This window comes from Chryseobacterium sp. ISL-6 (genome assembly GCF_018613715.1).
GTDB classification, from domain to species: Bacteria; Bacteroidota; Bacteroidia; order Flavobacteriales; family Weeksellaceae; genus Chryseobacterium; species Chryseobacterium paludis.
Genome location: NZ_JAGGPT010000002.1, coordinates 146,171 through 165,628, shown reverse-complemented (window position 1 = coordinate 165,628; position 19,458 = coordinate 146,171). Strand labels below are relative to the sequence as shown.

19 protein-coding genes are annotated in these 19,458 nt (G+C 33.7%); 8 read left to right on the top strand and 11 right to left on the bottom strand.

All coding sequences use genetic code 11. The annotated features are described in order from the left end of the window. Positions 1–115 precede the first annotated feature (115 nt). Together J7E44_RS05675 and alaS are read right to left on the bottom strand one after the other, a co-directional pair. Complete coding sequence (locus J7E44_RS05675) at positions 116–2,569, bottom strand: DUF5686 family protein (RefSeq protein WP_214826425.1); 2,454 nt, start codon at positions 2,567–2,569, stop codon at positions 116–118. A 131-nt stretch (positions 2,570–2,700) separates the two neighbouring features. Further along, positions 2,701–5,304, bottom strand: a complete 2,604-nt coding sequence (alaS, locus tag J7E44_RS05670) for an alanine--tRNA ligase (protein WP_214826423.1) — start codon at positions 5,302–5,304, stop codon at positions 2,701–2,703. A 225-nt stretch (positions 5,305–5,529) separates the two neighbouring features. Between alaS and J7E44_RS05665 the strand changes: the two genes are divergently transcribed. The 4 genes from J7E44_RS05665 (at position 5,530) to msrB (ending at position 8,001) form a co-directional block, all read left to right on the top strand. After that, positions 5,530–6,084, top strand: a complete 555-nt coding sequence (locus J7E44_RS05665) for a sigma-70 family RNA polymerase sigma factor (protein ID WP_214826422.1) — start codon at positions 5,530–5,532, stop codon at positions 6,082–6,084. 11 nt (positions 6,085–6,095) lie between these two features. Further along, positions 6,096–6,368 (top strand): hypothetical protein, encoded by a 273-nt coding sequence (locus tag J7E44_RS05660; protein WP_214826421.1) that lies wholly within the window; start codon positions 6,096–6,098, stop codon positions 6,366–6,368. 80 nt (positions 6,369–6,448) lie between these two features. Beyond that, the gene (locus J7E44_RS05655) at positions 6,449–6,898 is read left to right on the top strand and encodes a DUF417 family protein (RefSeq protein WP_214826420.1); all 450 of its coding nucleotides are present in this window, start codon (positions 6,449–6,451) and stop codon (positions 6,896–6,898) included. Between the two features lie 17 nt (positions 6,899–6,915). Next, positions 6,916–8,001, top strand: coding sequence for a peptide-methionine (R)-S-oxide reductase MsrB (msrB, locus tag J7E44_RS05650; protein ID WP_214826419.1), 1,086 nt, complete (start codon positions 6,916–6,918; stop codon positions 7,999–8,001). Between the two features lie 137 nt (positions 8,002–8,138). Here msrB and J7E44_RS05645 read toward each other — a convergent pair whose 3' ends face one another. The 5 genes from J7E44_RS05645 to J7E44_RS05625 form a co-directional block, all read right to left on the bottom strand. Continuing rightward, positions 8,139–8,822, bottom strand: a complete 684-nt coding sequence (locus tag J7E44_RS05645) for a hypothetical protein (RefSeq protein ID WP_214826418.1) — start codon at positions 8,820–8,822, stop codon at positions 8,139–8,141. After that, entirely contained in the window at positions 8,819–9,505 is a 687-nt protein-coding gene (locus tag J7E44_RS05640; protein ID WP_502757488.1) for a hypothetical protein, read from the bottom strand. Before J7E44_RS05640 ends, J7E44_RS05645 begins: the two co-directional genes overlap by 4 nt. 48 nt (positions 9,506–9,553) lie before the next feature. Then, complete coding sequence (locus tag J7E44_RS05635; RefSeq protein WP_214826416.1) at positions 9,554–10,198, bottom strand: murein L,D-transpeptidase catalytic domain-containing protein; 645 nt, start codon at positions 10,196–10,198, stop codon at positions 9,554–9,556. Between the two features lie 90 nt (positions 10,199–10,288). Then, positions 10,289–11,134, bottom strand: coding sequence for an ABC transporter permease (locus J7E44_RS05630; protein ID WP_214826414.1), 846 nt, complete (start codon positions 11,132–11,134; stop codon positions 10,289–10,291). Next, complete coding sequence (locus tag J7E44_RS05625; RefSeq protein ID WP_214826413.1) at positions 11,127–12,038, bottom strand: ABC transporter ATP-binding protein; 912 nt, start codon at positions 12,036–12,038, stop codon at positions 11,127–11,129. Before J7E44_RS05625 ends, J7E44_RS05630 begins: the two co-directional genes overlap by 8 nt. 117 nt (positions 12,039–12,155) lie before the next feature. Between J7E44_RS05625 and J7E44_RS05620 the strand changes: the two genes are divergently transcribed. The 4 genes from J7E44_RS05620 (at position 12,156) to J7E44_RS05605 (ending at position 16,701) form a co-directional block, all read left to right on the top strand. Then, positions 12,156–13,520, top strand: a complete 1,365-nt coding sequence (locus tag J7E44_RS05620; RefSeq protein WP_214826412.1) for an ATP-binding protein — start codon at positions 12,156–12,158, stop codon at positions 13,518–13,520. Positions 13,521–13,589: 69 nt separating this feature from the next. Next, positions 13,590–14,705, top strand: a complete 1,116-nt coding sequence (locus tag J7E44_RS05615; RefSeq protein WP_214826411.1) for an NAD(P)/FAD-dependent oxidoreductase — start codon at positions 13,590–13,592, stop codon at positions 14,703–14,705. Positions 14,706–14,805: 100 nt separating this feature from the next. Continuing rightward, complete coding sequence (gene prfB / locus J7E44_RS05610; protein WP_214826410.1) at positions 14,806–15,918, top strand: peptide chain release factor 2; 1,113 nt, start codon at positions 14,806–14,808, stop codon at positions 15,916–15,918. 87 nt (positions 15,919–16,005) lie between these two features. Then, on the top strand, positions 16,006–16,701 hold the full coding sequence (locus J7E44_RS05605) for a DedA family protein (RefSeq protein ID WP_214826409.1): 696 nt from the start codon (positions 16,006–16,008) through the stop codon (positions 16,699–16,701). Between the two features lie 41 nt (positions 16,702–16,742). Here the strand turns inward: J7E44_RS05605 and J7E44_RS05600 are convergent, their stop codons facing one another. The 4 genes from J7E44_RS05600 to J7E44_RS05585 are packed head-to-tail and all read right to left on the bottom strand — an operon-like array spanning position 16,743 to position 19,244. Further along, a complete protein-coding gene (locus tag J7E44_RS05600) occupies positions 16,743–17,612 on the bottom strand; it encodes an alpha/beta hydrolase (protein WP_214826408.1) in 870 nt (289 codons plus the stop codon). Positions 17,613–17,668: 56 nt separating this feature from the next. Next, entirely contained in the window at positions 17,669–18,097 is a 429-nt protein-coding gene (locus J7E44_RS05595; protein ID WP_214826407.1) for an SRPBCC domain-containing protein, read from the bottom strand. A gap of 59 nt (positions 18,098–18,156) precedes the next feature. Further along, positions 18,157–18,750 (bottom strand): Crp/Fnr family transcriptional regulator, encoded by a 594-nt coding sequence (locus J7E44_RS05590; protein ID WP_251040500.1) that lies wholly within the window; start codon positions 18,748–18,750, stop codon positions 18,157–18,159. Then, entirely contained in the window at positions 18,747–19,244 is a 498-nt protein-coding gene (locus J7E44_RS05585; RefSeq protein ID WP_214826406.1) for a tetratricopeptide repeat protein, read from the bottom strand. Before J7E44_RS05585 ends, J7E44_RS05590 begins: the two co-directional genes overlap by 4 nt. Between the last annotated feature and the right edge of the window lie 214 nt (positions 19,245–19,458).

The window sequence follows — 19,458 nt, the reverse complement described above, 5'->3', positions numbered from 1 at the left end:
ACTGTTTTAGTAGAAATGCAACTAAATAATATTATACAGGTTATAGCAAAATAAAAACTCCCAAAATTTTTGGGAGTTTTTATTATTATCTATAAAATATTGCTATTTAAATATTTTAAAGGATACTTAATTTTATCTTTATGCCAAAGTTGTCTTTAAATTGAGATGTTTGATAATGTCCTAATCTGTAGGATAGTCCTACACCGAAACTTGTGCCCAAAAATCTGTTCCAGATAAATCCAACTTCCTGATAATAATGATCGAGTACCTGAAAATCAAACTGATGGTCACCTCTGTTTTTAAAGTTTCCTATAGCAGATTGATATTCAATTTCTATGTTGGAATACTTTGTACCTAAAGTTTTGAATCGGAATGGCAGATATTGGGAAATTTTAAATGCAACAAATTTATCCGCAAAGAAAGTCCCTGAAGGCATTGTTGTAAATCCTAAATTAGATGGAGTATTAATATTTGAATACCACTTGTCAGAATTTTGATCTTTTTGCCCGGCTATTTCAAAATTCTTCCAGATAGGAGCAGTTCCCGAGGATATTCCCCCGAAAAGTTTAATGTTGGTATATCCTAATTTAGATCTGAACTGGTGAATAATCAACGCGTCTAACCGGTGATAATCCAGATCTCCACCTAAAGCATCAAATCCTTTTTCATAATTTACAAAAAACTGAGGGTAACTTTTTTCATAGGTGTATTTTCCACTGGGAGTCATGATGTTTTTGTCGTTGGGAGCATATTTTAAAGATAATGTTGTACTTACATTGTCAAAGCTATTACCCAGATTTTTATACTGATAGTCGAAAAGAGCCTGTTGTTTTTCTTTATTTACAGCAATTTTCATGCTTAATGAATTTGAAATATCATAAAGAAATGAAGCTCCCCATTTTTGGCTTTTATAAAAAGTTTCGTTATGAAGATCTAAATTGATATCTGAAACTTTCATCATCATATCCCACATATTGTTGCTAAATCTACCCGCTGCAAAGACATCATCTACATAATCAATACGGAAAACAGATGTCCTTTTGTGGGATAATTTCACATCCAGGCCTAATCCATATTTCCAGTGGTGATCTTTAAAACCATATCCGACATATCCATCAGGAGAAAATGTTTTGTTGAATTTTTCGTTGAGTTTTAGACCTGCTCCCAAACGTAAACCCTGGTACTTGTCATAACTCAAAAATTTAGTAAGATCAAAATCAATCATTTTGTAACGCAGATTTCCTCTCATTAACTGTGTTAAAAAACCTAGTTTCTTTTCAAAATCATGCTTTTGAACAAAACTATCGATTTTAGCATAGGTAGCACTTTCTCTTGTAGTAAGACTGTCGGTTCTGTATTTCTGAAGCAAACTTCCATCGGAACTTTTCATTTCAAGAGAGTAGCCTTTGAAGTCGGATGCTTTCTGCGCTTCGTTGATTTCAAAATCAAAAAATCGGTTTTTTACATACAGATAGCTGCCAAATCTCTTTTTGTTATATTTTACCTTTTCTCCTTCTTTTAAACTGTCTTTTTTAGACGTATTAAAGCTTTGGCTGCTCATTTTTAATTTAATGTCTTCATAATCTAAAAACCATTTGTTATTAATCGGTTTCCAGACAGAAACGATGTTTCCTTCGTTCTGTTTTTTATTAACACTTTCAAACTTTTTTAATGCAAAACTTTCCGCATCTACATATATTTTTCCGTTGAATTTTCTTGGATTCTGTTTTTTCTTATCAGTAATTTCTTTGAATTTGATGACATAGGTTTTTCTTCCATCAAGCTGTAAAGTGTCAGAAAGATAAAAATTAAACAATTCCCTGTTTTCCGGTCTCAGTTGTCTCGGGGTTCTGTCTAAGTTCGAAATATTAATTGCCAATGCTTCATAAATTGGATTTTTAAACCCTGACATTCTGTTGTCTATAATATTGGTTTTTTCGCCAAACTTCTTAGAATATTTGTATTCTGTAGCTTTTTCCCAAAGGAACATCTGACTTTCCTGGGATGCATTAAGGAAATCTTCGTTAATCAGCGAATCTTTCTTCTGACCTTCTTTCTGTTTAAAATTCTTATGATCTACCTTGGAAAGAGAATCTTTTCTTATCGCTAAGAAATTTTTAAAGGTTTCGACGGAGTCTCTATCGACATCAATAGAAGATTTACTATATGATTTAAAACTGTAAGAATCTAAAGACTTCGGAGTATTATCTTTAGCTCTCTTATTAACTTCATCCAGTATTTTTAGTGCTCTCGGATCACTTTTATCATTAATAACAACCCTGTCGATATTGTCCATTTTTTCAGACAAAGGCTGAAGTGATATCTCCATCGTTTTTTTTACGTCAACCGTAGCATCTTCAAAATTGCTGGCTAGAATTTCTACTTTTTTACATTTTGTTTTAAAAGATAATAAGCCTTCATGATTGGTTTTTCCAAGGAGATTATCATCACAATAGACCGCCGCATTTTGAATAGGCTTATTATTGGTTTTACCAAATACCTTCAATTGTGTCTGACCGAAAATTAATACCGTAAAAAATAAAAATAATAGAGATGAAAATTTTGCCATTAGCTTTTTATAGATAAGACAACGCGATTGAAAAAAAGTTACAAAATGATGTAAGAAAATAATATTCGGTCAAAAATAAAGCAGCTGTTAAAAAACAGCTGCTTTATTATATTTTGATTTTAATTGTAAAATTAAATATTCAAAGCTTTTTGATAAGCATTTTCTAAACCATCAAGATTTTTCCCACCAGCCGTAGCAAAACCAGGGTTTCCGCCACCTCCGCCTTGGATCTCTTTAGCTAATTCTTTTACGATAGCTCCAGCCTGATAATGAGCAGCCAGGTCATCAGAAACACCTACAGTGATCATCGGTTTATCATCAGCATTGGAAAGAACGATCGTTACAGAAGTTGGGATCTCTTTTTTCAGCTGGAAAACAATATCTTTTACTGAACCCGCATCTAACGAAGTTTTCTTAACCAATAATTGCTTATCTCCTTTCTGTTCATAAGCACTTTTCCAATCACCAATCTCCCCTTTAGCTTTCTCTTTCTTCAATGATTCAACTTCAGATTTCAGAGACGTATTTTCTTCGATTAACTTTTCGATAGATCTTACAACATCTTTCGATTTTAATAATTGAGAAAGTTCTGTAATCTGTTGCTCCAGATTTTTAAAATATTCAGCAGATTTATCTCCAGATATCGCTTCAATTCTCCTGATCCCTGCAGCTGCAGAATTTTCAGAAGTAATCTTGAAATGACCAATTTCACTCGTATTCTTAACGTGAGTTCCACCACATAGTTCCTTTGAACTTCCAAACTGGATCATTCTCACGCTGTCACCATACTTTTCACCAAATAAAGCCATCGCTCCTTTGTCAATCGCTTCCTGGATAGGAATATTTCTAAACTCCTGTAAAGCAATGCTGTCTTTGATCTTTTGATTTACTTTTTCTTCTATTACAGCCAATTCTTCTTCTGTCATCTTGTTGAAATGAGAGAAGTCAAAACGCAAATAATCGGGTCCTACATAAGAGCCTTTTTGTTCTACGTGAGTTCCCAAAACTTCTCTGAGAGCTTCATGCAAAAGGTGAGTAACAGAATGGTTTGCCTGAGAATTTTTTCTCTCTGTAGCATTTACCTTAGCATAAAAAACCGCTCCGGCATCTTTTGGAAGACCGTTGATCAGTGAAATGATCAATCCATTTTCCTTTTTCGTTTCTAATACTTCAAAACTTTCTGTAGCGTTTTCTAAAACACCTTTATCGCCGATTTGTCCACCTCCTTCAGGATAAAAAGGCGAGTTGCTTAAAACAACCTGATAGAATTCGCCATCCTTGTTTTCAACTTTTCGGTATCTTGTTATATAAGTTTCAGCTTCAAGCTCGTCGTATCCAACAAAAGTTTCAGGCTTTTCTTCCAAAACTACCCAATCGTAAACCTTAGAAGCAGAGTCTTTTTTAGAACGTTGCTTTTGTTTTGCCATTTCAGCTTTAAATCCTTCCTCATCAATAGTCAGCCCTTTTTCTTCAGCGATAATTCTTGTTAAATCGTCAGGAAAACCATAAGTGTCGTACAATTCAAAAACCTCAACGGAAGGTAATACCTTTGAATTGTCAGCGATAGTTTGCTGAATCAATCTTTCAACTCTTACCAGACCACTTTCAATGGTTTTTAAGAATGATTCTTCCTCACTTTTAATTACTTCGGTAACCAGATTTCCTTGTTTCTCCAATTCAGGGAAATAAGGTCCCATCTGATCTTTAAGTACCGAAACCAATTCGAAAAGGAAAGGTTCTTTCATTCCTAAAAATCGATAAGAATAAGAAATCGCTCTTCTTAAAATTCTTCTGATCACATATCCAGCACCTCCGTTTGAAGGTAATTGTCCGTCTGCAATAGCAAAAGAAACGGCTCTGATGTGATCTACCACCACACGGATAGCAATATCTTTTTCGTCTTCTAAAATTCCCGTATACTTCTTGCCTGAAAGTTCTTCAACTTTAGCAATAAGCGGAGTGAAAACGTCTGTATCATAGTTGGAAGATTTCCCCTGTAATGCCATACAAAGACGCTCAAATCCCATTCCCGTATCAACATGCTGTTGTGGGAGTTTTTCTAAGCTTTTATCCGCTTTCCTGTTGAATTCCATGAAAACCAGATTCCAGACCTCAACAACCTGCGGGTGGTCATTATTTACTAATTCCAGTCCTGAAACTCTCGCTTTTTCTTCAGGTGTTCTAAGGTCAACATGGATTTCTGAACATGGTCCGCATGGTCCACTTTCACCCATTTCCCAGAAATTATCTTTTTTATTTCCATTGATAATTCTATCTTCAGAAATGTGAGATTTCCAGAAGTCATAAGCATCCTGATCTCTTTCAAGATTTTCAGAAGCATCACCTTCAAAAATAGTTACATATAAATTTTCTTTAGGAATTCCATAAACTCCAGTCAACAATTCCCAGGCAAAAGCAATAGCATCTTTTTTAAAATAATCACCAAAAGACCAGTTTCCTAACATTTCAAACATGGTATGGTGGTAGGTATCTCTACCTACATCATCCAGATCATTGTGTTTCCCTGAAACCCTCAAACATTTTTGAGTATCGGCAATTCTAGGGGCTGTAGGTACTTTATAACCCAGGAAAAAATCCTTGAATTGAGTCATTCCCGAATTAGAGAACATGAGTGTAGGGTCGTCTTTCAACACAATAGGTGCTGAAGGAACGATAAGGTGGTCTTTACTTTTAAAATAATCTAAAAATTTTTGACGTATCTCTTGTGATGTCATAAGTATATGTATTGCTTTGCTTTTTTATGATAAGATGCAAATTTAAGATTTTTGAGTGATTTTCTACCAAATATTTGATAGTGTAGTTTGGGTGTATTAAAAAATAGTTGTGCTTCCGATTTTGTGTCGATCAAAAAGACACGAAGAATCTTTATCCTAATAAAACTTTGTGTCTTTACATTTAACTTATTATCTTCGTTAGTATCTGGAAAGATAAAGATTACTATGACAAAAAATGAAGCGCTGAAAAACTGGGTTGAAAAATACTCAGAATCTCTTTTGAAAAGAGCAATGTATCTGCTTTCAGACAAAGATGATGCGAAGGATGTAGTTCAGGAAGTTTTTCTTTCGGCGTTGTCATCCTATGATTCATTTGAAGGAAAAAGCCAGCCACTTACATGGCTGAATGCGATTCTTCAAAGAAAAGTTGCTGATTTTTATCGCAAGAAATATAAGTCAGAACCTGAAATTAAGCTTGATCATTTTTTCGATGATACCGGTTCGTGGAAAAATAGTGATGTACTGAACGATTGGAATGTTTCAAACAGGGAATCCGAACTTTTGGATGATCAGGACTTTAATAAAACTTTGGAAAATTGTATTGAAGAACTGCCCTCCAGATGGAAGATTCCATTAAAAATGTATTATCTTCAAGAAAAAAAAGCACCGGATGTGAGTCAGGAATTAGATATTTCTACGACTAACTTATGGAAGATTTTACAAAGAAGTAGAATGCAGCTGCGAGAATGTCTGGATTTTAATTGGTTTGCAAAATCATAAAGTATTTAAAAATGTTGAAAAAATTTATTCATTTGATATTCCTTCCATGCAGCACGGCCACATTGCTTATGGAAAAGAGAAACGCCGGATCCATTTCCCAGAAAGAGGATCGGAAGCTTTCTATGCATCTTAGAATTTGTAAATGGTGCAGGGCTTATCAAAAAAAGCTGGAGATCCTTGATGAGATTATGAAAAAAACTTTTGTACAAAAGGAAAATGATAAAATAAATGATTCTGATATTCAAGGATTTAAGAATGATGTGATTAAAAAGATAAATTTTTAATAAAAATTCTGTCAGGATTTTGAAGCTGTTCCGACTATACTTTTGAAAATAATAAAGTATATATTCAAAATCTTAAAAATATGAACGGAACATCACAAGTACTGACCAAGGAACAACCGACGTATAAACTTGGTTATTACATTTCACTTTTCGGAGCAGCGCTTATCCTACTATGGATAGGAATTTTCAAATTCACTCCTACCGAAGCGCAGGGAATAAAAAGCTTAGTCGAAAACCATTTCCTCACCTTTTTCGTATATAAAATAGCAAGTGTACAAACGGTGTCAAATGCTATCGGAGCGATAGAAATTATCATTGCATTATTACTGATATTTAGTGCGAAATTTGTATTTCTAAGACGATATGCAGGAATAGGTATGATCATTACTTTTCTGGTTACCTTAAGTTATTTATTTACAACACCGGGAATATGGAAAGTAGTGGATGGAATACCAATAACGGATTTTTTCATTCTGAAAGACCTAATGTTTTTGGGATTTGGATTGATGATATTTCAAAAAAATAAATAGTGAATAAAAAGATAAAAATGAAAAGTATATTAATATTACTCGGAATTATTCTGGGTATTGCAGTATTTGCAAGAAGTTGTGGAGATTCAAAGAAATCCACAGAAGTAAAAAAAGAAAATGAGACCATTATGGATAGTAAAAATGTAAAAGAAGTTTATTTTGCAGGTGGATGTTTCTGGGGAACAGAGCATTTTTTTCAACAAATTCGTGGAGTTGTAGGAACGGAAGTTGGTTATGCCAACGGAAACAAAACAAATCCTACCTATGAAGAAGTAGTAAGTCATTCTACAGGTTTTGCAGAAACGGTAAAAGTGAAGTATGATCCTGAGCAAGTGGATTTAAAACTATTAATTGACCTATATTTCAAAACCATCGATCCTACAAGTTTAAACCAACAAGGAAACGATAGGGGAGACCAATACAGAACGGGGATTTATTCTACTGATAAGGCTACAGAAGCCATTATAAAAGAAGAGGTGCAAAAGCTAGCTAAGAGTTATAATAAACCCGTTGTAGTAGAAACAATTCCATTGAAAAATTTCTATAAGGCAGAGGATTATCATCAGGATTATTTGGATAAAAACCCAGGGGGATATTGCCATATAGAGCCAGGACTTTTTGAAATGGCTAAAAACGCGAATCCACTTCCAAAAGCTAAATATCAAAAACAGGATAAAAAGGTTTTAAAAGAAAAACTTACTGCTGAACAATACAGCGTAACGCAAGAAAATGCTACTGAAAGACCTTTTCAAAATGAATACGATAAAGAGTTTCGTGAAGGGATTTATGTAGATATTACAACAGGGGAACCGTTGTTTATCTCAACAGATAAATTTGAATCTGGTTGTGGATGGCCAAGTTTTTCCAAACCAATTACTAAAAATGTAATTGATGAGAAAATAGACAAATCTGTAGGAATGACCAGAGTTGAAGTTAGAAGTAAAACAGGGGATGCTCACCTCGGACATGTTTTCACAGATGGGCCTGCAGACAAAGGAGGATTACGTTACTGTATCAACAGTGCTTCATTAAAATTCATTCCCAAAGATGAAATGCAGAAAAAAGGATATGGTGAATATCTTCCTTTACTGGATAAAAAATAATTGACAAAAGGTTGCTGAAAAGCAGCCTTTTTTATTTTTGTGTCATTCGGAACAGAGCATAGTGAGGAATCTTTTTTTAATTTAAAATAGTTGATTTAGATTCCTACGGAATGACACGGTTAGTCGATTACTTTAGCTCAATTTACGTACTTGAAGGGATTCCTGTTGATTTGAAAATTTTCTTTAAAACTTAACATCGACATATGAAGTAAGATTAAAAATCCAAAAATAAGCAGGAAAGTTTGTTTGGGAAGTTTTATTAAGATATCAGTAAACTTATCATAACCTTTCGGTTCTATATATTTTAAGTAAGCTTCCCAATTATTTTCTACTCCTGAATCAATTGGAATTGCGATAACATCACCACATAAAAAGCATTCTTCTTTTTCTGGGTTTATGTAGGTATGAATAGCGAAAAAGTGTCCTGTTTTATTTAGGTCTAAAGCATATTCTTCATTTTTTGTAATATGCATGTCATTAAGTAAAGAAGCGAAATCTCCATATGTATTATGATCGTCCAGAATAAACTCAATTCCTGTTTCTTTTTCATTCCTTTTCTTAAGGTTTTGAATTTCCGATACATACAATTTTGAATTTTCCTTTGCAGTATTTGGAAGTACTCTTATTTTTTTATAATTCCAATTTCTTATCGATTCGAAAGAAGCTCTATTATTTTCATCTCCCGATTTGGCCTTGACAGGAAGGCCAATATCAATAACATTGAGGTTAATTTCTTCAAACTTTTGATTTCCATAATACCAAAACAAAAGCGGAATGAGAGCAGCGCTTATTAATCCGGGAACATAATATATCTTTTTCATATCAATACTTTTCTGTTGATTTGAAAATTTTCTTTAATACTCAACATTGAGATATTTAAAAATAGTAAAAAGCCGAAAATGATATAATATGCATTTTTTGGAAGCTTCGCCATATTGTTAAAGAAAAATTCAATATTTATTTCACGTATGAAATCCAGATTAAAGTTCCAACCTTTCTGATCATTGGGGTCTACACTTATTATATGATCGTTGCATAAATAACATTCTTCTATTGGACTTTTAGTAATAGGCGAGGTGTATGAAACAAAGAGGTGTCCGGTGTCATTGAGATCAAAACCGTAAGTGTCCACCTTTGCAACACTCAAATCATTTAAGAGAGAAACGAAATCGCCATAAGAGTTCTTTTTATTTAATACAAATTCGATTCCGGTTTCTTTTTCATTTCTTTCTTTGAGTTTCTTTATTTCTGAAACATAAAGATTTGAATTCTTTTTAGCTCTATTGGGGGGAACAATTAACTTTTTATAAGTCCAGTTTTTAGGAGGTATGAAACGTCCCATTTCACCACTGTTTTCGTTTCCTATTTTAGATGGTAACCAAACATCTATTACATTGATTACTGTTTTATCAATCCGAGTACTCGCATAGTACCAAAACAAAAGCGGAATAAGAATAGCGCTTATCAATCCGGGAACATAATATATTTTCTTCAAGACTGGCATTTTGATAAAATTAGAGAAAAATTGTCAAAGATTGATTGATGAAATGTTTTAATTATAGATCCACATCAAAACTGGTTTGGAAGAATTTTTCAGTAAAGGATCTATTGCTCTTAGGGCATCATTAGACACCGTTGGACATCCCCATCCCTCAGGAGAGCCATTGGGATATATTTCTTTATTACTCATTTTATTCCAGGAGTGGAAAACGATTGTTCTTTTCAATGCATTATCATTAGTTTCATCTAATCCATGCATTAAGTACTTGATATTAATTCCCCATTCACTGCTTCCTCTTTCTCCGATTCTGTATTTTCCCAATGAAGAAAGATGACTTCCGTCCTCATTGCTAAAAGTCGGATTGTCTTTTGATTCATCCGAACTCCACGAGTTATTTCCACACCCATGACCAACCAAATACTTCTGAGTGACTTTTTTTTGATTAAAATCATACACGAAAAATCTGTTTAAACCAGAATGTAAACTCATGTCTATTAAAATACAAAAGTCTGTATTAAAGTTATTTTTCTTACAGAATAATTGAGCTTCTTGAGCCTTTCTATCTGTTTTTTCATCATCAGCGATAGGTGGTTTTGCTGTATTGATTGCAGGATTTGGAATAATGGGCTCTGTTTTTTTTGAACATGAAATACCTATGGATGTTGCCAGAAGTATACTCAGAATCAGTTTCATCATTGTTGATAAGGGGGAATTTTAATAAGAAAAAGTGATTCAAAAAATGAACCACTTTTAATATTTTAATTTTAAATCTTTTAATTAAAAAAACTACCAGTCTCTCTTTCGTAAGATCCAGTAAGAACCGAAAATAAAGATCCCACTCCAAACGATACAAGCAATTAAGCTTTCTGTAGGATAGGTAAACTCATACTTTAATCCCATCATTTTTGCCATATTTAGCCTCATCATGGGATTAGGAATAAGGTTGGACATACTGTCTAATGGTAAAAGGTGAGTAAAGAAGAAATCGTCTTTCAGGATTTTCATTCTTTCCAGTTCCTGTGTACCGCGAACCTTTAAAAATACTTCGATGGCTGTTAATATTCCCTCTCCGATCCAATACACAAAGAAGCCAAGGAATACAAACATCGATTTTCTCAGTAGTATGGAAAGAAACATCAGGAAGCAGAAAAAAGTAAAGAGTTTAACAAAATAGTTTCCAATAAAGAACATTTCCTTAAAAACCATTTCAGAGCCGGTCACCTTAGAATAACTTTCTCCTAAAAGAAGTGTAATAATAAAGACAATAACGGTTGAAACAATAGTGAAAACACTTATCGTTAAGAGTTTAGAGGCAATAAATTCCTTTCTGCTTAATCCATCAATGGTATTTTGCTTGAACATTCTGTTACTGAATTCCTGAGAGATCGAAAATACAATGATCAGACCCAGGAAGATCTTTAATAATGCTACGATCCATGTGGTAAAATTCCAGATCTCCGGGAAGTTATAAATTCCCTGTTCTTTTAAATTGATGGTCGCTCCAAAAACATCCAGATCTACTAATCCAATAAAAAGGAGTGCCACCAGTATCGCAAAATATAATATCGTAAAAACCTTGAATGGTCTGTAATTCAGGTTTTTGTAGTACTCGAGTTTTAGTAATTTAAGCATTGGTATTGGTGTTTTTTACAAGTTCAAGGAATTGAGTTTCAAGAGATAGTTTTTTCTTAGATAAGTGAGACAAGAAAATACCTTTTTCTGCTAATTTTTGATTTAAATTAGAAGCAGAGATAGAAGCGTCTTCACGAATCTGAGCTTTTATGATATCATTTTCCAGGGTTACAGAAGTAAACCATTGAAGCTCTTCTAAGGCATTTAATAATGCGGTATTGTTGTCAGCTTTCAATTCGAAAAAGCCTTTGTTACTTGTAATTTCATCTACTCTTCCGCTATAAATTGAATTTCCCTCTTTTAAAACAATCACATGACTGCATATTTTTTCAATCTCATCCAGAAGATGGCTTGCAATAATAATGGTAATACCTTGTTTGGCAATACTGGAGATGATATCCCTGATCTGAATGATACCTTCAGGATCGAGTCCGTTGGTAGGTTCATCTAAGATCATGACCTCAGGATTATTTAACATCGCTGAAGCTATAGCCAGACGTTGTTTCATTCCCAGGGAAAAGGTTTTAAAAGTATCTTTTTTTCTTTCGAAAAGATGAACGGTCTTTAAAACTTCATCTATCCTTTCGTAAGGAGCGCCCTTGATTTCGGCAACGATCTTTAAGTTCGTTTCAGCACTCAGATAAGGATAAAAATTAGGCTGTTCGATAATCGCACCTATTTTTTTTAAAGTATCTGAATCAGTGCCTTTTTTTCCAAACCAATACCAGTCGCCACTTGTGGGATTTATGGTTGAAAGCAACATTCCGAATGTAGTGGATTTTCCACTTCCATTGGGGCCCAGAAGGCCATAAACATTACCTCTTTCTACATCAAATGAGATATTGTTTACTACGACTCTCTTGAATTTTTTAGTTAAATTCTTTACTGACAAAACTTTTTCCATGTAATTTGTTTTACATAGTAGTAGTCTTAGTTTTAAACAAAATGTTACAATATTTAGTCAAATTGTCTGATATTTTATGAGATTAAAATATTAAATTTGATCGTACAATTCGTGAATATGAAGTTAATTGAACTTGCCAAAGAATTAAATATTTCCGCAGAAGCGATCAAACAATTTATACAGGATTTTGATCTGGAATTAGGAGTGTGTATGAGTACTAATTTTGAGATCAAACAGGATTTTGAAAAATTTGCCCGGGAAAACATAGATTTTTTAAGACGCTATGAAAAAGATCTGGATAAGAATAAGACACTCGAACAGATTGCTGAAACCATCAACCAACCTAAGGAAAAGATAGAAAAAGCAATACAGGATACCACGCCTAATATTTTTGATAACGGATTATTCCGTTCTTCGATTTCAAGTTATGGAATTGATAATAAATTGGGTGGAAACTATCAGTTTGTATATGATTACTTTGGACAGAAGACGAGTCTTCAGCATCGTGATTTTATAGGCTATCGTGATTTATTTTTTTATATATCTAGTGTTTTAGAACCTTTTTTAAATAAACAACAGATTAAGGACTGGGGGATTAATAAGCCTGCAGGAATTATTCTTTATGGACCTCCGGGAAGCGGTAAGATTTTCTGGGCGAATAAAATTGCCGAAATTATCAGCTATAAGTTTAAGGAAGTTAAAAAACATTATCTGGGAACTTCTTTAATAGATGGGAATAAAACCAACTTCAATGATTTTCTCATGAATATGATGAAAGAAGATAAGGTGCTTCTTTTTATGGATGATTTTGATGATATCATGATGGAAAGGAGTGCGGAAAATAATGTAGCTTCCTGTAATCTGGAAACCCAGGAAATTATTCTCCATTATATAGGAAAGTTCCAAAAAGAAGATATTCTGATGGTAGGATCAGCTAATTCTGTTTCTGAAATTGATGAAGAGATATTGGCTCCGGGGAGATTTGATGTGATGATCCCAGTATTTCCACCCAATGCAGCAGAGCGTTCAGAAATTATTCTGTATGGGATGACAAAAGGATTGGAAAGTGATTCCTTATTGTATAAGATCCTTAAAAATAACAAAGCAGATAAAATCCCTTTCTGGAATGAGAGTGCTTCTAAAATGAAAGCCTTTAGCAATACCATGTTAATGGATTTTACACAGAGTCTGAAAAAAAGAATCAAAAATCTATACCAACGAACAAAGAATGAAAAGCTTATTATTGATCAGACTCTTTTAAGTGGAGCTCTGAGAGATGCAGCTGGTAAACTTACAGAAGAATATTTAGAGCAAGTTGAACGATTTTTAAATGATGCTATTATCAATAATTTCGATGATTTTCAGTACAGAATAAAATCTTTAAGAACCGAACTTGAAACTTATAAAGTAGTGGAAGAACCAACCAGAGAGATCGGTTTTCATCATAATGGGGAAGAAGGAAACGGAAAAGACAAAGGATAGTCATTTTAATCGTCAGTCTTTGGATATGTTTTAATAATTCATTATTTATCAACGATAATTATCCACCATATGATCAATTCTAGCATTTGGGAACTTGAAACTTTTTATAGAAAAAGAGATGTCATCATTATTGGTGCTGGTTTCACCGGATTATGGACAGCTATTTCTATTAAAGAAAAATATCCCGAACGATCTGTTTTGATTCTTGAAAGGAATTCTATTCCTTTGGGAGCTTCGACGAGAAATGCAGGTTTTGCCTGTTTTGGAAGTCTAACGGAGATTATTGCAGATCAGGAAAAGATGGGTTGGAATAAGACCTTGGAATTAGTTAAAATGAGGTTTGAGGGACTTCAGAAAATTCAGACTTATTTTAAGAGTTCAGAAATTGATTTCGAACTGAGTGGGGGATATGAAATATTGAATAATGATCATCCTTTGCAAAAATTGGATGAGGTGAATGAAAATCTTACATGTATTACCGGAATCCCAAATACCTATTCTTTACAACAAAATAAAATACAGGATTTTGGATTAGGGAAATCTAATTTTCTCATTGAGAATCCATGTGAAGGAAGTTTACACTCTGGAAAACTTCTGCATAAGCTACTTGAAAAATGTTATGAACTTAAAGTGGAGTTCCTTTTTGGAACAGAAGTAACAAATGTTGATGAAAATGCTGATGTGATTCTGATTCAATTATCAGATGAATTATCTATTCAGGCTCATCAAATTATATACTGTACCAACGCTTTTAGTTCGAAATTTTTAGAGAATGAAGAAATTATTCCGGCACGTGGTCAGATTTTGCTAACAGAACCTATTGAAAATTTGAAATTAAAAGGAACTTTCCACTGCGATGAAGGGTTTTATTATTTCAGAAACCTGGCAGATAGAATTTTATTGGGTGGGGGGAGAAATCAAGATTTTAAAACTGAAGAAACAACTGATTTTCAAACCACAGAATTCCTACAGATTCACCTTGAAAACTTTTTAAGAGAAGTGATCTTACCCAATCAGGAATTTCGAATAGCTCTTCGCTGGTCTGGGATCATGGCAATGGGTTCCGAAAAAACTCCGATTGTGAAGCAACTTTCAGAAAGGCAATTTTGCGCTGTAAGATTGTCTGGAATGGGGGTGGCACTTGCTCCGAAAATTGGTGAGATTGTAGCAGATATGATTAAATGATATAATAAGATGTAGATATTCTAATTACTCATCTCTTATAACTCATCACCTATAACTATTCCTAAAACTTTTATCCTTATTTTTGCAAAAAGAAAATTTCGTGATTAACAACGACCATATAAAAGATGTTCAGTCGAGAATTGAAGATCTACACAGATACCTTCAGATTGAAAAGAAAAAAATAGAAATTTCCAATGATGATGAGAAAACGGCAGCTCCTGAATTTTGGGATCAACCGAAAGAAGCTGAAGTATTTTTAAGGCAGCTTCGTTCTAAGAAAAGATGGGTGGAAGATTATGAAGAGATCACTACTCAGTTTGAAGATTTACAGGTTTTAATGGAATTTGCAAAAGAAGATCCAGATTCTGAAAAAGAACTGGATGAGGCATTTCCAAAATTAGTAGAGAAAATCGAAGATCTGGAGTTTAAAAATATGCTTTCTAATGAAGGGGATGAACTTTCTGCGGTTATTCAAATCACTGCAGGAGCAGGAGGCACGGAAAGTTGTGACTGGGCTGCCATGTTGATGAGGATGTATACGATGTGGGCAGAGAAGCAAGGTTATAAGATCCGTGAGCTCAATTACCAGGAAGGGGAGGTTGCAGGTGTGAAAACGGTAACCCTGGAAATGGATGGTGAATATGCTTTTGGATATCTTAAGGGGGAAAACGGTGTTCATCGATTGGTAAGAATTTCTCCTTTTGACAGTAATGCAAAAAGACATACAAGTTTCGTGTCTGTATATGTATATCCTTTGGTTGATGATACTATTGAAATCAATATTAATCCCGCAGATATTTCATTTGAAACCATGCGAAGTTCAGGAGCAGGAGGACAGAATGTAAATAAAGTGGAAACAGCTGTTCGTCTTCGTCATGCACCAACAGGAATTATCATTGAAAACTCAGAATCACGTTCACAGCTTCAGAACAAAGAAAAAGCAATGCAGTTGCTTCGTTCCAGATTATATGAAATGGAGCTTGAAGAACGTTTAAAGGCTCGAACCGAGATCGAAGCCAATAAGATGAAGATTGAGTGGGGAAGTCAGATCAGAAATTACGTAATGCATCCTTACAAATTGGTAAAAGATGTACGTTCAGGACATGAAACTTCAGATGTTGATTCGGTGATGAACGGAAATCTTACTCCATTCCTAAAAGCATTTCTAATGGCTGATGGAACGGCAGTTTCCGATGATGACCTCGACCTCTAGGATATAATCTTAGTTTTTTAGTTAAAATCTTATAATTAATTTCCTATTCAGACTTTTTAGACTTATTTTTGTTACTTATCAATATGTATGGAAGATTTCAATAGCTGGAAAGATTTATTAAACCCAGAGTTTTATATAAAAATGGGTGGGTTTTGGCTTATACTGTTTATTATTTTTGCTGAAACGGGACTTTTTGTAGGATTTTTTTTACCGGGTGACTCGTTACTGTTTGTTTCAGGAATTTATGCTGTTGAAATTATCAAAGAGACCTTTGGCTCCACAGGGAGCGATCTGCTTGATACAACTATTCTTGCTACTTCCGTTGCTCTAGCTGCTATTGTCGGTAATGAAGTTGGATATTATTTCGGCGTAAAAGCCGGTCCTGCATTATATAAAAAACAGGATACCTTCTTATTCAAGAAAAAATATCTGTACCAGGCTCATGACTTTTTCGAAAAACATGGTGCTTTGGCTATAATTATGGCGAGATTTCTACCTGTTGTCAGAACTTTTACGCCTATTGTTGCAGGTATTGTAAAGATGGATAAAAAAGAATTTTTGAGAGATAATATTATAGGAGCTGTATTGTGGTCATTTATTTTGATCTTTGCAGGACATTATCTGGATAAGTTATTTCAGGAACAATTTGGAATCAATCTTAAAGAAAAGCTGGAGTTAATAATCATTGTTATTGTTCTTATTACAACACTTCCAATAATTATTAAGTTTTTATTTGGTAAGAAAGTTGATCATTCTAAATACGAAGACAATTCACCTGAATAAGATCAAAGAATTTAAAATTTAAATAACCTGCTTTTGGCGGGTTATTTTTTTATCCATTCCAGAATGTTGGGATAGATAATGCTGTCTCTTTTTCGTTTACTGAAAAATCTGGGTGCATGACCTGTATTTTTCATAAAAACTAATTTATGAGGGATATTTTGGCTCGCTAAAGCTGAGTCTAATGCCAACCCTTGATTTTTATTAACAAGGAAATCTTGGTTTCCCTGAAATAGCAGAGTCGGAACATTGGTAATATTTGCAATTGGGCTCGCTTTTTTAAACTCTTCAGACAGATGATGACGATCGAATTTTATGCCTACCACCTTTTGTACAGTTGGTGAAGAATATTTTGAATAAAATGAATCCAGGTATTCCGGAGAGTAAAAATCGGTTGGGCCACTCAAAGAGATTATTTTTTTTATCTGATCAGGATGCTGATATCCATATAATAAAGTTAAATGACCGCCAGCACTTTCCCCTAACAGAATATAATTGTCCGGTTGTAATTCTGCTTTTCCTGCTAAAGAATTGAATTTATTAATAACAGAACTAATATCTTCCAGCTGCTCTCTGTAAGTGATCTTTTTGGACTTTGATACCAGTCGGTAATTCATATTGATACTTGGAACTTTATTCTTAAAAAGCATTTTCTGAATCTGGATCATGTGCTCTTTTCTTCCATATTTCCATGCACCTCCATGTACAATGAGAACTACGGGAGAATCTTCGGAATATCCGGATGGAAGAAAAATATCCATCTTTTGTCTCTTATGTTCGCCGTATTTTAAGTTGTAAATTTTCTGCTGATTGTTATCCCCCATCCAAACTCTGAACCTTGAATTACAAGAATTTAATAAAAAGCCAATACACCCTAAAACAAAAAAATGATATCTGAGTATGAGCTTTTTCATACCTCAAATGTAAGAAAAATATAGTGATTTTATAGCTGACAGAAACCTGTGTTGTATCAGCTTTTCTCTGCTAATTCTTTTAGCTTCTGATTCATATTGTTGAAACCGATTATAGTATTATCAAGATTAAAAAATGGGACAAGAAAGCCTGAGAATTGTTCTGACTGAATGAACCGGGTTGTACCGTTTTTATTATCAATTAATTCAAACTTATGCTCTCCATCAAATATTCCTTTAAACATTAGCTTTCCCAGCCAACTGAATTCGTTGCTTTCCTTTTTTGATAATATCACAGGCTTGAAAACCATTCCTTTTCCACCTTGTGGTTCAATCTTTACCTGTATTTGATTACCTTCTTCTACAGATCCCTGAATATTGGTAATGAATGGATTCCATACAGGATAGTTTTCAAAATCAATTAATATTTTCCAGATCTTTTCAGGGCTTGCGTGAATGGTAATTTCTGTTTCAATTTTCTTTGACATGTTATAATAATTTATACCACAAAGTTCGGGCAGAATAAAAAAATACCACTTGATAAAAATCAAAGATTTCCGTTTGCTATTTTATTTCTTATGCGACTGAAAGTTTCAGAGGTCATCCCAAGCATTGAAGCGATATATTGTAAAGGAACCTGATTAAATAATTTAGGGTTTTCATTAAAAAAGCATTGGTATCTTTCCTCAGCAGTCATCGATAAATGACCGTAAATTCTTGTTTCTATTGTTGTGAAGCAGTGAACAATAAATGCTTTTTCTAAAATATGCCATTGAGGAACTTTATCCTGTAGTTTTTCGTAATCAGCTTTCTCAATCGTAAACAATTCTGTATCTGTAAGAGCCTGAATGGACCATCGTGCAGGGATATCTGATATAAAGCTCGATAGATCGGTTACAAAATATCCTTTTGTTGAAATCCACTGTGTAATCTCTTTCTTTTCGGTTTCACAAAAGATCCTTAAAAATCCGGATCGGATAAAACTTAGCTTTGTACTTTTCTTTCCAGCTTCCAAGAAAAATTCATTTTTCTTAATAAGTTCCGGTTTAAAAAAAGAGACAATTGTTTTCAGATCATCAGCTTCAATATCTTTAAAATAAGAAGTAAGATTCTGTTCCAGATCAGTGGTGGTCATGTTCATTGATTTATCGTTTCTAAATTTTCAGCATATCTGTACAATGAATTGTTATATCTGGGCAGATGCTGTGATAATGCTTTTAATGCTAAAGATAATGCTTCTTTGTTTTCTCCCGCAGAATAAAGAGAAAGAGCTAAAAAAGAGTCTACAGCATCATTTAACTCATCGGATTCATTTAATTTTTCTTCTCTGAGGATTTGAATGCTTTCGTCAATTTTCCCATTGTTTCGTAAAGTACTGGCCAACTGAATTCTCGCCCTCCTTCTTCGTAAACCCGATAATCCATGATCTAAAGCAGATCTATACAATGGTTCTGCTTCTTTTTCATGTCCTGTAGAGTCAAAAGCACATGCCCGTTCAAAATCAGCAATAGCTTTTGCATCATGTAGAAGGCTCGTATGATCTTTTATCAGTTGAATAAAATCCTTATTGCTTATTTTTCCCAGCTGCAGCCAAATAGATTGCAGCTTACTTTCCCAATTCTCTGTTTCATTCATATGGTTGATTATCTTATAAGAATACAAATATGAGAAGATCAGTGCACTTTAAAAAATTAAAATGATGCAGTAGCTGTAAATTAAAATGGAAGAGTGAACTTTCTATGCATACAAATTATTATTTTGACCTAAAATGTTTATAAATTCATTCTTATTTTTTAAAACCGGAATTAAATATTATTTTTGTTCAACTTAACAAATATTAAAAAAAAAA

Coding starts and splice junctions, on each gene's coding strand:
- J7E44_RS05660 (WP_214826421.1), top strand. CDS start 6,096: ATGTTGAAAAAATTTATTCATTTGATATTCCTTCCATGCAGCACGGCC.
- J7E44_RS05615 (WP_214826411.1), top strand. CDS start 13,590: ATGATCAATTCTAGCATTTGGGAACTTGAAACTTTTTATAGAAAAAGA.
- J7E44_RS05630 (WP_214826414.1), bottom strand. CDS start 11,134: ATGCTTAAATTACTAAAACTCGAGTACTACAAAAACCTGAATTACAGA.
- J7E44_RS05595 (WP_214826407.1), bottom strand. CDS start 18,097: ATGTCAAAGAAAATTGAAACAGAAATTACCATTCACGCAAGCCCTGAA.
- J7E44_RS05655 (WP_214826420.1), top strand. CDS start 6,449: ATGAACGGAACATCACAAGTACTGACCAAGGAACAACCGACGTATAAA.
- J7E44_RS05640 (WP_502757488.1), bottom strand. CDS start 9,505: ATGCCAGTCTTGAAGAAAATATATTATGTTCCCGGATTGATAAGCGCT.
- msrB (WP_214826419.1), top strand. CDS start 6,916: ATGAAAAGTATATTAATATTACTCGGAATTATTCTGGGTATTGCAGTA.
- J7E44_RS05600 (WP_214826408.1), bottom strand. CDS start 17,612: ATGAAAAAGCTCATACTCAGATATCATTTTTTTGTTTTAGGGTGTATT.
- J7E44_RS05645 (WP_214826418.1), bottom strand. CDS start 8,822: ATGAAAAAGATATATTATGTTCCCGGATTAATAAGCGCTGCTCTCATT.
- J7E44_RS05605 (WP_214826409.1), top strand. CDS start 16,006: ATGGAAGATTTCAATAGCTGGAAAGATTTATTAAACCCAGAGTTTTAT.
- alaS (WP_214826423.1), bottom strand. CDS start 5,304: ATGACATCACAAGAGATACGTCAAAAATTTTTAGATTATTTTAAAAGT.
- J7E44_RS05625 (WP_214826413.1), bottom strand. CDS start 12,038: ATGGAAAAAGTTTTGTCAGTAAAGAATTTAACTAAAAAATTCAAGAGA.
- J7E44_RS05635 (WP_214826416.1), bottom strand. CDS start 10,198: ATGATGAAACTGATTCTGAGTATACTTCTGGCAACATCCATAGGTATT.
- J7E44_RS05665 (WP_214826422.1), top strand. CDS start 5,530: ATGACAAAAAATGAAGCGCTGAAAAACTGGGTTGAAAAATACTCAGAA.
- J7E44_RS05620 (WP_214826412.1), top strand. CDS start 12,156: ATGAAGTTAATTGAACTTGCCAAAGAATTAAATATTTCCGCAGAAGCG.
- J7E44_RS05590 (WP_251040500.1), bottom strand. CDS start 18,750: ATGAACATGACCACCACTGATCTGGAACAGAATCTTACTTCTTATTTT.
- J7E44_RS05585 (WP_214826406.1), bottom strand. CDS start 19,244: ATGAATGAAACAGAGAATTGGGAAAGTAAGCTGCAATCTATTTGGCTG.
- J7E44_RS05675 (WP_214826425.1), bottom strand. CDS start 2,569: ATGGCAAAATTTTCATCTCTATTATTTTTATTTTTTACGGTATTAATT.